Below are 12,187 nucleotides of genomic sequence, written 5' to 3'. Positions count from 1 at the left end.
CATTCTCCTTTCATGAAAGAAAGAGACTTGATATGACATCAAGTCTCTTAGTTGTTTTGTTTCCAGTTGATCTCATCTAGCTACGCCTCCTAGCCCCTTCCGTCTAAGAACCTTCCGCACGAGAAAGTAAAAAACACTTTCTGTGCGAAAGAACCTTAGCCAACGGGGCTAAGCAGTCGGCTTCGCTTTTGGTTTGATCACGGGAAACGAGGGAATTGACCGAAGTCCGGACTGCGTTTTTCTTTGAACGCGTCGCGACCTTCTTTTGCTTCGTCAGTTGTGTAGTACAATAACGTTGCATCTCCAGCTAGTTGTTGAATACCAGCTAGACCGTCTGTGTCTGCGTTGAATGCAGCTTTTAGGAAACGAAGTGCCATTGGGCTGTTTGCTAAGATTTCTTGTGCCCATTGTACTGTTTCTGCTTCAAGCTCTTCTAATGGTACTACTGTGTTTACTAAGCCCATATCAAGCGCTTCTTGTGCATTATATTGACGACATAGGTACCAAATTTCGCGAGCTTTCTTATGACCTACCATACGAGCTAGGTAACCAGCTCCGTATCCACCGTCAAAGCTTCCTACTTTAGGACCTGTTTGTCCGAATACAGCGTTGTCTGCAGCGATTGTTAAGTCACATACGATATGAAGTACGTGTCCTCCACCAATTGCATAACCTGCTACCATTGCGATAACTGGTTTAGGAATCGCGCGAATTAGACGTTGTAAGTCTAACACGTTAAGACGTGGGATTTGGTCCTCACCTACATATCCACCATGACCGCGAACTTTTTGGTCGCCGCCAGAACAGAATGCACGTCCACCTTCACCTGTTAAAATGATAACGCCAACATTTGCATCATCACGAGCGTGTGCAAATGCATTGATTAACTCCATTACCGTTTTTGGACGGAATGCGTTATGTACTTCAGGGCGGTTAATCGAAATCTTTGCGATACCATTGTATGTTGAATAAATAATATCTTCGTAATTGCCTTCTGTTACCCATTCAATAGCCATTACTATTACCTCCTTATATATTTCTGATCTCCTCTATAAGTGTAACTTCCTTCTTAGATGAAAAAAGCATCACTGCATAGTTTTTAGAAATCCCTTTACTATTGTATCAAACTTTTCCGGTTGTTCCACATGAATTGCATGGCCAGCACCATCAATTTTGACAAATTTCGCGTCAGAGACGCATTTTTCAATGTTTTTTAATATACGAAAGAACTTTTCATCATGCTCTCCATTCATTAGAAGAACAGGCATTTTTAAGTTTTGCAGCTCGTTCCACCATGAAGGCTGAGCCCCTGTTCCCATGCCGCGCAAGCTATTTGCAAGCCCTTTTGGATTGTTAGCAAGTCGCTCTTTTCGCACCGCTTCTTGTAGGTTTGGTGCTAAATTTTTTTGCGTTTCAAACAGCGGAATATTTTCCCACATAGATACAAAACTTTTGATGCCTTCTCGCTCAATTTTATGAGCAAGTCGCTCATCTTTTTCACGACGTTCTTCCCGCTCATCTTCACTTTTGAGCCCAGCTGTACAATTTTCTAATAAAAGAGAATGCACATATTCTGGATATAGGCATGCCATCGTAATCGCCAATCTACCGCCCATTGAATAGCCGAGTATGTGCGCTTTTTCAATATGAAGGTAATCTAGCAGTTCTTTCATTTGCAATGACACATTTCGAATATCATAATGCGTCACATCTTCAGGACTTTCCGTTTTTCCGTGCCCAACAATGTCTACTAAAATGACTTGAAACTGCTCGCTCCAAGAAAGAACGAAGGAACGCCACGTTTCCATACTCCCCGTAAAACCATGAAGAAGTAGAAGTGGTTCCCCGCTTCCGACTACTTCATATTCATACGATACACCTTGCAGCGTTACGTTCATTTTGATTCACCTTGCAAAGATATAGTAATTACGTCCTGCGTTTTTGCCCATAATTTACGGTGCAATGTTAAGTTTTCATCACGGTTCGTACAAATTTCTACAACATGTAAACCTTCCGCCCTTGTTCCTTTTTGTACCTCTTCTCGGAATTGCTCCCAACCATTTACACGGCTAAATGAACCACCGTACATTTTAACAACATGCTCATAATCAAGACCAATCGGTGTTCCAAATAACGATTCGAAATGTTCCTTTTTCTCATACTGTGGTAAGAATGAGAAAATACCGCCACCGTCATTATTTACAACGACAATTGTTATATTTAATTCATGTAATTTTGCGGCTAATAATCCGTTTAAATCGTGATAAAATGATAAATCACCGATTACTAATACGAGCGGTTCACAAATAATGCTCGCTCCTAAAGCTGTCGAAATGATTCCGTCAATCCCATTTACACCACGGTTTGCCATCACTTGAATATTTTTATCCGATGTGAAGAAGAATGAATCTGTATCACGAATTGGCATACTATTACTTGCAAATAACGTTGCCCCTTCTGGTAATACGCGGACAATATCCGTAATAACTTTCCCTTCAAATGCCGTTTCATATGTTTCCATCTCACGAAGCGTTTCCTTCGTTTTTTCGTTTATATGTTTCCACATTCCGAACCAATCATTCTTTTTCATAACTGGCATTTTTTCTATTAGTGCACTGCAAAATGCAATATCACTTGCTTGGACAACTTCTGTCGCAACAAGAGCTGGGTCTCTCCATTGCCCAGATTCATCAACAACGATATGAACGGCTTTCGTTTGTTTTTTGATGAACTGCGTTAATGCTTTCGAAACAGGCATACCGCCAAAGCGAATCATAACTTCTGGCTTCCACGTTTCCTTTAACAGCTCATTTCGTAAAAATGTATCGTAACAGTCGATTACCATCGTTTTATCGTGGTGTCCACTACGAATATTAGAAAGTGGGTCCGCTAATATTGGATATCCCGTTTTGTCAGCTAATTCTGCCGCAAACGCTGCGATTTCCGAATGGCTATCATCTCCACAAATAATAAGCCCCTTTTCCATATGTGAAAGGCGCCCTACAAGAGAATCTACATATTCACTCGGCATCATCACGTTCCCTTGCTGAACTACTCCTGTATATTCCCCGCGTCCTTTATCCCATAAACTTTCTAATGAGAAGTCCGGGATAAGCGGTTCGCGAACTGGAAAATTAAGATGCACAGGTCCTTGTGGTGCTAAACAAGCACCTGCTATCATGCGCTGCGTCGTCATGCGAGCGTAATGATACATCGCTTCACTCGCTTCTGGGAGTGCCATCTCTGTAAATTGCTTCACAAACGTACCGTATAAATTGAATTGATTCATCGCTTGTGGTGCACCGACATCTCTTAATTCATGCGGTCTATCTGCCGTTAAGACGATAAGCGGTACTCGTGAATGAAAAGCTTCACATACAGCTGGATAATAATTCGCTGCTGCCGTTCCTGACGTACATAATAATGCAACAGGACGTTTTTTCGCTTTTGCGATACCGAGTGCAAAAAATCCTGCTGATCTTTCATCTACATGTAAATATGTGTTCATTCCTTCATGTTGTTCCATTAGTAGAGCTATCGGCGTTGACCGTGAGCCTGGACTAATGACAACATCACATACATTTAGACGCGTCAGTTCATCCACGAACGCGCCTAAATAATATGATAATGCTTCTATATGATTGTTCATTTCATTAATTCCTCCAAAGCACCAAGCATCGGTCTAAACTTCAAACTTGTTTCTTCATATTCAAGTTGCGGTACTGAATCAATTACAATCCCGCAACCGGCAAATAAGGATGCTTTCTCGCCATTTAATAATCCGCAGCGAAGTGCAACCGCGAATTCACCATTTCCTTCATCATCTATCCAGCCAATCGGTGCACCATATAATCCTCTGTCTAACAATTCAACATCACGAATCAGTTTCATCGCTTCCAAACGAGGTGTCCCGCCAAGAGCTGGTGTTGGATGTAATTCTTCTACCATTGTTAAAAGACTCGCATCGCCTTTTGCCTCTACAGGCGTATATAAATGAATTAAGTTTTTCGTTGTTAATAAGCCCGGACTTTCCGGAATATTAACGGATTCGCAGTGCTCATTTAATACCGACCTGATCATGTTCACAACATAACCGTGTTCAGCTAAATTCTTTTCATCATGAAGAAGCGCATTACTATTTTGTTTACTTTCTTCTATAGATTGACCATGACCAGTTGAACCAGCAAGACACATCGAAGTAAACTTCTCATCTTCTTTGCGAATTAATCTCTCTGGCGTCGCTCCTAAGAAGCATGCTCCTTTATAATCAAAAGAAAATACGTAACAATCCGGTTGTCCAATGCGAAGCGCTTCTAAAACAAGAGCAGAATCAATAGGATGATTCATCTCTACTTTTAGCTCCCTCGCTAATACAACCTTCTGTACGTTCCCCTGCTTCATCTCATCTTGCACTTTCTCAATGGCCTTCATCCAGCCTTTCGGATCCACTTCTACTTTAGAAGTAACTGTTAATTTCGATCCTTCTAGTGCACATTTACTCTCCTCAAAAATTTTCTCTTCTAAAGAAACAATTTCGTTATAAAGAGTTTCTGCACAATCTGTTGCTGAAACGAATGTATTCATTGTTAACCATGCTTTTTCATTTTTTACAGTTAATAAAAATGCCGGTAGTGAAAATGTCGTATCATCAAATTCTTTCCATAAGTCCGTTTTCTCTTTTTCTTGGTCAAATGAAAAGCCACCAAATAAAAGAGGACCTGTTCCAAATTCGTATCTTTCTCTTTGTACAAATGCCTTCTCTTTTACTTTATCCCACTCGTCACGAGCAGTTTGAAAGCGTTTGTGAGAAGAAGTTGCTATAGTGAAAACAGAGCCAATTCCAGCAAATATTACATGCTGAGCTGGGTCTGCAAAATAACATCTATTTTCGAATGAGATCCTTTTTCCTGCTGCATAAAACAGAAGCGGATCCATCCAGTCTATTTGTTTAACAAAGCTCACTAATATTTTTTCATCAGTTGCACGCTTAATGGCCGCACTCAAAACTTCTTGCAAGCCTATTTGTTTCGTTTGAATCACAATTGTCTCCCCCCTATGGGCGAAAAATAGTCATAATTACGCTTGATTTTAAGATACACCTCAAACGAAAGGCCTGTCAACGTTTAGCATTTCTGAGAAATTCACCTTCTCTTCCTAGAAAATAAACGTTGACACTAAATGATGCTTTTTCTACACTTAGTTGTGTACAATATGTGACCAAAGGAGGAATCAACATGGAAATGAACGTCGAAACGAATTCCTCTCCTACGGCGCCAAAGCCAAGTAAACAAACAGGCTGGCGCATTTGGTGGAGTTTACTACGTCCCCATACATTAACAGCAGCTTTCGTTCCTGTTTTCATCGGAACAGCCTATGCGATGCAGGTCGGAGGTATAAATCAAATACATCTCCCTCTTTTCCTTATAATGCTTCTTGCTTGTCTTCTCATTCAAGCAGCAACAAACATGTTTAATGAATACTTTGATTATAAAAGAGGACTCGATCACGAAGGTTCAGTTGGTATCGGCGGCGCTATCGTTCGCGATGGCATTCAGCCAAAAACAGTGCTTAACTTAGCATTTGGATTTTTCGGCATCGCAATACTATTAGGTGTTTATATTTGTATGAATTCTAGCTGGTGGCTTGCTGCAATCGGTCTTGTTTGTATGGCCGTTGCTTACCTTTATACAGGCGGCCCACTTCCAATTGCATATACACCATTCGGAGAGTTAACAGCCGGATTATTTATGGGTGTCATTATTATCGGAATTTCATTCTTTATTCAAACTGGAACTGTAACATCAGAAGTCATTTTACTATCTATTCCAAGCTCCATTTTAATTGGTGCCATTTTACTAGCCAATAATATTCGTGACTTAGATGGCGATAAAGAAAACGGTCGTAAAACGTTAGCAATTCTCGTTGGACGTGAAAGAGCAGTTGGTGTACTTGCTTCTATGTTTATCGTTTCCTACATTTGGACAATCGCTTTAATTATCGTTAACATCGCATCACCATGGATGCTTATCGTATTTTTGAGCGCACCGAAAGCATTTAAAGCGACGAAAGGCTTTATCGGCAAAAGTATTCCAATGGAAATGGTACCTGCGATGATTGCAACAGCAAAAACAAATACAATCTTCGGTCTCCTCATGGGAATCGGATTATTACTTGGATATTTCCTATAGAAAGGAGCTGCTTATGCAGCTCTTTTTTCATATACCAATTTCAACTCATAATTCCTACTCTCGACGCTCATACTATGTAAAGAAACTGAATTGTAGGAAGGTGGACGACTATGTTAACTCCACAACAAATAAATCAATTTAAATCCGTTTTAGAAAAACAAAAACAAGAACTAGAGCAAACGTTACAAACACATGAAAATGAAGATCGTGCATCTGAACGTGATTCCGTTGGAGAATTATCTAGCTACGATAACCATCCAGCTGATATGGCAACAGAGCTATATGAACGTGAAAAAGACTTCGGACTTATTGAACTTTGGCATAAACAGCTAGAGGATACGAAACACGCCCTACAAAAAATAGAAGCGGGTACGTACGGCATTTGCGAAGTGTCTGGTGAAGAAATTCCATTTGAAAGATTGGAAGCAATGCCGACTGCTACAACATGCATACAGCACACGACAAGTAAATTAAATATGAATACACGCCCAGTCGAAGAAGAAGTGTTGTCTCCTTCTTTCCACAAACACGATGAAGACCATTCTGTTGAGTACGATGCAGAAGATGCTTGGCAAGATGTCGCAAATTACGGAACATCTGAAACACCGTCTGATTTAGAAAGACAAGATTCCAAAAACTATAATGGCATGTACGTAAATAGCGAGGAAAATGTAGGCTACGTAGAGGACTTCGAAAACTTTATCGGTACAGATATGTATGGAAAAAATCCGCAAGTTTTCGCTACGGAAGAGCATGAAGAATATGAACAAATGCTTGATGACTTTGAAGAGCGTACCTTTAAGGGCGAATTATCTTCAAATGAATCTAGTTCCAAAGAATAAAAAAAAGCATTCCGAAAATCGGAATGCTTTTTATCGCTAGCTAATTAGTTTTTTGTAACGTTAGCTGCTTGTGGTCCGCGGTTTCCTTCAACGATTTCGAAAGAAACTTCTTGACCTTCTTCTAAAGTTTTGAAGCCGTCGCCTTGGATAGCTGAGAAATGTACGAATACGTCTTCTCCGCCTTCAACTTCGATGAAGCCAAAACCTTTTTCGCCGTTAAACCATTTAACTTTACCTGTTTGCATGTCATGTACCTCCTAAATAAAAATGAAACTATGAATCCACATGAAAAGGTGGATATAAAGGACATGAATGTATAACAAGCTTACAGCCTTTAATACAACGTGCTTTATTTCCGTACCACATTATGTAGCTCAATAGTGCTTTCACTATATCATGCTATATTGAAAACGTCAAATGAGAACACTTTCACCTCATCATATTTTTATAATTTTAATATAATGTTGAATTTCCATATTCATATTTTATCTCGCTATTTGCGGACAGTAAAAGCCCAATTGGTGAGGGCAGATAATCAGTGCGGGATGGCCCCCACTGATTAAAGTTCTACTTAATTTGAAAATTAACAAAACTAAAGTATTCTAATCCTATTAAATTCTGTACAATATAAGTATCTATTACATACGAGGTGATAAGAATGAAGGCACATGAAATCGAATATAAGTTATACGGCGACGATATGCAGTTCGTTGAAATTGAATTAGATCCAGAAGAAAGCGTGATTGCAGAAGCGGGCGCAATGATGATGATGGAAGATTACATCGAAATGGAAACAATCTTCGGTGATGGTTCTGGACCATCTGGAGGTTTATTCGGAAAATTAATGGGCGCTGGTAAACGTCTCGTTACAGGTGAAAGCATGTTTATGACTGTATTTACGAATACAGGTCACGGCAAGCGCCACGTATCATTTGCTGCTCCTTATCCTGGTAAAATTGTTCCTGTAGATTTAACAGAATATCAAGGGAAAGTAGTTTGCCAAAAAGATGCGTTTCTTTGTGCAGCAAAAGGTGTTTCTATCGGAATCGAGTTTACAAAAAAAATCGGAACTGGTTTCTTTGGTGGTGAAGGTTTCATCATGCAGAAACTCGAAGGTGATGGACTTGCTTTCATGCATGCAGGCGGAACTGTATATAAGCGTGAATTAAAACCTGGCGAAAAGCTTCGCATCGATACAGGTTGTCTCGTTGCAATGACAAAAGACGTTAACTACGATGTCGAGTTCGTTGGAAAAGTAAAAACAGCTCTATTTGGCGGAGAAGGTTTATTCTTCGCAACGTTAGAAGGACCTGGAACAGTTTGGATCCAATCCTTAACACTTAGCCGCTTAGCAGCACGCCTGACAAGCCCAGCAGCTCAGGGTACTGGTGAAGGCAGCGTTTTAGGTGGCCTTGGCCGTTTATTAGATGGAAAAGAGTAAACAGTGCCCTTATGGGGCGCTGTTTTATTTTGTTATTATTCGTCGATAAGTCGATATCATTTCATCCACTGCTTTAGTTAAGCGATACAAACTATTTCCCCCATCCAAACGAATGAATCAAGTCCCTCACTGCATATATTAAACTATACCTTTTCTTAAGGAGGGCTTCCTTAATGCGTACTCCTCTATCCTTTGATAAAGATACTGCCATATTGTTAGCTTCTTGTTGTGAGTTAACGTATGAACAATATAAACAAAATGGGATTTTCGAAATACCAGATAGTTTTCAATATGTACAAGGCTTTCAAGGAAAAACCATTCAAACGACAGATTGGTTTGGATTCATACTAGAATCTGAGGATACTATTATCGTAGCTTTTCGCGGGACACAAACAGATACCGAATGGATTATCGATTCACTCGTCAATCAAAAACCATATCCATATGCTTTAAATAGCGGAAATGTCCATAACGGCTTTCTTTCTATTTATGAATCTTGCCGAGATTCTATTATGGATATGCTCGTATCATTACCAGCCCATAAAAAACTTCTTGCAACAGGTCATAGCTTAGGCGGCGCGCTCGCTACACTACATATACTAGATGCGCGTATCAACACCGCCTTCGCACAGTACGGTCTTTATACATTTGCCTCTCCGAAAGTGGGGGATATTGCATTTCGTAATTATTATAAACTGCAAGTAGCTAGTAGCTTTCGCTTCGTTAATTTATTTGATGTCGTTCCTCTTCTCCCTCCGCGCAATGTCCATTTTAATGAACAAGACTGGGAATATGCACACGTTCATCACAATATGACTTTTACAAAAAACACAAAATCCATTACAAATAATCATGCCATGACAACATACAAAACATGTCTGACTTCTCATTTTTAACCAGTAAACAATTGGAAATTAAATTTTCGCATACTATAATGATATATGAATTTACTTTTGGATGAGGGGACCTTACATGCTAAAATTTATCTTTGCACTTTTTCTCATTGTAATTTTTTCGTTTACAGGTTTCTTTACATTTTCATACTTTGCGACAGGAGAATATGGTGGCACAGGTATCATATACACCGCCATCCCATTTCTTTCTTAAGCAAAAAAAGAAAACCGAGCTTAATGAAATTAAGCTCGGTTTTTTAAGCGATTATATTCCTCTTTTAAAAGTGAATACACTTTAGCATCCCTATATGTATTATTCATTTTTACACTTTGTCTCAATGTACCTTCCTATACACCCCACTTCAACTTAATAAAGAAAAGCCCCTTCAAAAGGGACTTTTACTTAATACTGTGTAACCGCATTACCAATACCCCAAATCTCATTACTATACTGCAAAATCGTCCGATCGCTCGCAAAATGACCAGATTGTGCAATATTTAAAATCGACATTTCTAGCCACTTCGTTCGGTTTTCATAAGCTCTACCAACAGCTTCTTGCCTTTCCGCATATGGACCAAAATCTCGCAGAACGAAATATTCATCATTTTGAATAACGAGAGAATCATAAATTGCTTCAAATTCAGCTCCCGACTGTGCAAAGAAACCATTCGTCAGTTGATCTACTACTTTCTTAATATGCATATTGTGGTGATAATAATCACTTGCACGATATCCACCATTTTGATAGTAATGAAGAACCTCTTCCGCTGTTAAGCCAAAAATGAAACAGTTATCATCACCGACCCGGTCTTTTATTTCAACGTTAGCACCGTCTAACGTTCCGATTGTAATCGCACCATTCATCATAAATTTCATGTTACCCGTTCCCGATGCTTCTTTACTCGCAGTTGAAATTTGCTCACTAACATCCGCTGCTGGGAATATATCTTCCGCTAAAGAAACTCGGTAGTTTTCTAGAAAGATAACTTTCATATATTGACTCACATACGGATCATTATTCACTTTCCTTGCAAGCTCATTTATTAATTTAATAATTTTTTTCGCATAGTAATAGCCAGGTGATGCTTTCGCTCCAAAGATAAAAGTACGCGGATAAAATGTAAAACTAGCATCCTCTTTCAGACGATTATACAAATATAAAATATGAAGAACATTCAATAATTGTCGTTTGTAAGCATGCAGTCTTTTTACTTGCACATCAAAAATAGAATTTGGATCAATTGTAATCCCCATTTTATTATGAATACGCTCTGCTAAAATCTCTTTACGCTCTTGTTTTACCTCTGCAAATTTCTCATGGAAACTCGCATCATATTGGACTGTTTGCAGCGCTTGAAGCTTAATCGGTTCTTTCTTCCACTCTGTTCCAATTGCCTCTGAAATCAGGTTCGTCAGCTGCGGATTTGCCTTCATTAACCAGCGTCTATGAGCGATTCCATTCGTTTTATTATTAAACTTATCTGGATAAAATTCATAGAACAATCGCATTTCACGCTGCTTTAAGATTTCCGTATGAATTTTTGCTACACCGTTTACGCTATGGCTACCGACAATTGCTAAATGAGCCATTTTCACAAGATCATGCGCAATAATCGCCATCTCTTCAATGCGATGCCATTCATACGGATAACGTTCCCAAAGCTCATGACAGAAACGTTCATTAATCTCTTCAATAATCATATAAATTCTCGGTAATAACGGTTTAAAAATGTGAATTGGCCACTTTTCAAGCGCTTCTGATAACGTCGTATGATTCGTGTAAGAAATCGTTTGCGTCGTTATGTGCCAAGCTTCTTCCCATGCTAGTTTTTCTTCATCTAATAAAATACGCATCAGTTCTGGAATCGCCAAAACTGGATGTGTATCATTAATATGAATCGCAATTTTCTCATGTAATTGACGAAGGTCACCATATCTTTCTCTATGCATACGAACGATATTTTGCAGACTTGCTGATACGAGGAAATACTGTTGTTTCAAACGAAGTATTTTCCCCTCATCATGCGTATCATCTGGATACAAAAACTCCGATACCGCCTCTGTTTCACGCTTATATTTCAAAATATCTTTGCAATTTTGCGGGAAAGGAACTGGTTCAGCATTCCAAAGTCTAAGTGTATTTACAGTACTCGTCTCATACCCTACTACTGGAACGTCATATGGTACTGCCATAATTACTTCTGCGTTCGTATGCCTAAACTCTAAACGTCCATCAATGTATAGCGGTTCAACATTGCCGAAATAACTTACTTCTACAGCTTGATCATGCCTTCTTACTTCCCATACGTTTTCATGAAGGAGCCACTGTTCTGGAAATTCAACTTGATAACCATCCACAATTTTTTGATCAAATAAGCCGTGTTTGTAACGAATTCCACAGCCATGACCTGGTAAGTTTAAAGAGGCAAGTGAATCAAGGAAACAAGCTGCTAATCGTCCAAGTCCACCATTTCCAAGACCTGCATCTGCTTCCACTTCTTCTAATTCTTGCAACGAAATACCAAGCTCAGAAAGTCCTTGCTCACAGACATCCCTGATGCCTAAATTTAATATGTTACTTCCAAGCAAACGCCCAAGTAAAAACTCAATGGATAAGTAATACATTTGCTTTTGCTCTCCAGACCGATAACTTTCGTTCGTTGCAATCCATTGACTATTCATATACTCACGTACCATGTACCCAAGCGTATTGTATTGATCACGAGTTGTAGAGTCTTTAAAACTTTTACCATACATCGTCTCTAACTTTTCTAGAAAAGCTGATTTAAAACTTTCAACATGAGTAAACATTTCTTCACCAC

General features: G+C 39.2%; 11 protein-coding genes and 1 pseudogene. 5 read left to right on the top strand and 7 right to left on the bottom strand.

From position 1 onward, the window contains the following. Positions 1 to 197: 197 nt before the first annotated feature. The 4 genes from menB to ACUN28_RS04695 all read right to left on the bottom strand — a co-directional run bounded on the left by menB (position 198) and on the right by ACUN28_RS04695 (position 5,040). Positions 198 to 1,016 carry a 1,4-dihydroxy-2-naphthoyl-CoA synthase gene (gene menB / locus ACUN28_RS04710; protein WP_016085776.1) on the bottom strand — a complete coding sequence of 273 codons (819 nt, stop codon included), beginning with the start codon at positions 1,014 to 1,016 and terminating at the stop codon, positions 198 to 200. A gap of 69 nt (positions 1,017 to 1,085) precedes the next feature. After that, a complete protein-coding gene (gene menH, locus ACUN28_RS04705) occupies positions 1,086 to 1,898 on the bottom strand; it encodes a 2-succinyl-6-hydroxy-2,4-cyclohexadiene-1-carboxylate synthase (RefSeq protein ID WP_016085775.1) in 813 nt (270 codons plus the stop codon). After that, complete coding sequence (gene menD / locus ACUN28_RS04700; RefSeq protein WP_016085774.1) at positions 1,895 to 3,649, bottom strand: 2-succinyl-5-enolpyruvyl-6-hydroxy-3-cyclohexene-1-carboxylic-acid synthase; 1,755 nt, start codon at positions 3,647 to 3,649, stop codon at positions 1,895 to 1,897. The genes menH and menD overlap by 4 nt, the downstream gene beginning before the upstream one ends. Beyond that, positions 3,646 to 5,040, bottom strand: coding sequence for an isochorismate synthase (locus ACUN28_RS04695; protein WP_016085773.1), 1,395 nt, complete (start codon positions 5,038 to 5,040; stop codon positions 3,646 to 3,648). The genes menD and ACUN28_RS04695 overlap by 4 nt, the downstream gene beginning before the upstream one ends. A gap of 194 nt (positions 5,041 to 5,234) precedes the next feature. On the opposite strand from ACUN28_RS04695, the gene ACUN28_RS04690 reads away from it, so the two are divergent. Beyond that, positions 5,235 to 6,188 carry a 1,4-dihydroxy-2-naphthoate polyprenyltransferase gene (locus ACUN28_RS04690; RefSeq protein ID WP_016085772.1) on the top strand — a complete coding sequence of 318 codons (954 nt, stop codon included), beginning with the start codon at positions 5,235 to 5,237 and terminating at the stop codon, positions 6,186 to 6,188. A 110-nt stretch (positions 6,189 to 6,298) separates the two neighbouring features. Beyond that, a complete protein-coding gene (locus ACUN28_RS04685) occupies positions 6,299 to 7,030 on the top strand; it encodes a yteA family sporulation protein (RefSeq protein ID WP_016085771.1) in 732 nt (243 codons plus the stop codon). 44 nt (positions 7,031 to 7,074) lie between these two features. On the opposite strand, the gene cspD is transcribed toward ACUN28_RS04685, so the two are convergent. Further along, positions 7,075 to 7,275: a cold-shock protein CspD gene (cspD, locus tag ACUN28_RS04680; protein ID WP_001193052.1), complete on the bottom strand. Its 201-nt coding sequence runs from the start codon at positions 7,273 to 7,275 to the stop codon at positions 7,075 to 7,077. Between the two features lie 413 nt (positions 7,276 to 7,688). Here cspD and ACUN28_RS04675 point away from each other — a divergent pair, with 413 nt between their 5' ends. From ACUN28_RS04675 to ACUN28_RS04665, 3 genes are all read left to right on the top strand, one after another. Next, the gene (locus ACUN28_RS04675) at positions 7,689 to 8,471 is read left to right on the top strand and encodes a TIGR00266 family protein (RefSeq protein WP_016085770.1); all 783 of its coding nucleotides are present in this window, start codon (positions 7,689 to 7,691) and stop codon (positions 8,469 to 8,471) included. Positions 8,472 to 8,644: 173 nt separating this feature from the next. Further along, positions 8,645 to 9,367 (top strand): lipase family protein, encoded by a 723-nt coding sequence (locus ACUN28_RS04670; protein ID WP_445423354.1) that lies wholly within the window; start codon positions 8,645 to 8,647, stop codon positions 9,365 to 9,367. Positions 9,368 to 9,443: 76 nt separating this feature from the next. After that, positions 9,444 to 9,578, top strand: a complete 135-nt coding sequence (locus ACUN28_RS04665) for a hypothetical protein (RefSeq protein ID WP_080117823.1) — start codon at positions 9,444 to 9,446, stop codon at positions 9,576 to 9,578. Between the two features lie 29 nt (positions 9,579 to 9,607). Here the strand turns inward: ACUN28_RS04665 and ACUN28_RS04660 are convergent. After that, positions 9,608 to 9,712: pseudogene (locus ACUN28_RS04660) on the bottom strand (GNAT family N-acetyltransferase); the annotation flags it as partial. A 55-nt stretch (positions 9,713 to 9,767) separates the two neighbouring features. Next, positions 9,768 to 12,176 (bottom strand): glycogen phosphorylase, encoded by a 2,409-nt coding sequence (gene glgP / locus ACUN28_RS04655; protein ID WP_016085767.1) that lies wholly within the window; start codon positions 12,174 to 12,176, stop codon positions 9,768 to 9,770. Positions 12,177 to 12,187: the final 11 nt, after the last annotated feature.

It is taken from the genome of Bacillus sp. WC2507 (assembly GCF_052656125.1).
The sequence above is the reverse complement of the archived record's forward strand: the minus strand, read 5'-3'. Positions and strand labels throughout refer to the sequence as shown.

Coding starts and splice junctions, on each gene's coding strand:
- menB (WP_016085776.1), bottom strand. CDS start 1,016: ATGGCTATTGAATGGGTAACAGAAGGCAATTACGAAGATATTATTTAT.
- menH (WP_016085775.1), bottom strand. CDS start 1,898: ATGAACGTAACGCTGCAAGGTGTATCGTATGAATATGAAGTAGTCGGA.
- menD (WP_016085774.1), bottom strand. CDS start 3,649: ATGAACAATCATATAGAAGCATTATCATATTATTTAGGCGCGTTCGTG.
- ACUN28_RS04690 (WP_016085772.1), top strand. CDS start 5,235: ATGGAAATGAACGTCGAAACGAATTCCTCTCCTACGGCGCCAAAGCCA.
- ACUN28_RS04685 (WP_016085771.1), top strand. CDS start 6,299: ATGTTAACTCCACAACAAATAAATCAATTTAAATCCGTTTTAGAAAAA.
- cspD (WP_001193052.1), bottom strand. CDS start 7,275: ATGCAAACAGGTAAAGTTAAATGGTTTAACGGCGAAAAAGGTTTTGGC.
- ACUN28_RS04675 (WP_016085770.1), top strand. CDS start 7,689: ATGAAGGCACATGAAATCGAATATAAGTTATACGGCGACGATATGCAG.
- ACUN28_RS04670 (WP_445423354.1), top strand. CDS start 8,645: ATGCGTACTCCTCTATCCTTTGATAAAGATACTGCCATATTGTTAGCT.
- ACUN28_RS04665 (WP_080117823.1), top strand. CDS start 9,444: ATGCTAAAATTTATCTTTGCACTTTTTCTCATTGTAATTTTTTCGTTT.
- glgP (WP_016085767.1), bottom strand. CDS start 12,176: ATGTTTACTCATGTTGAAAGTTTTAAATCAGCTTTTCTAGAAAAGTTA.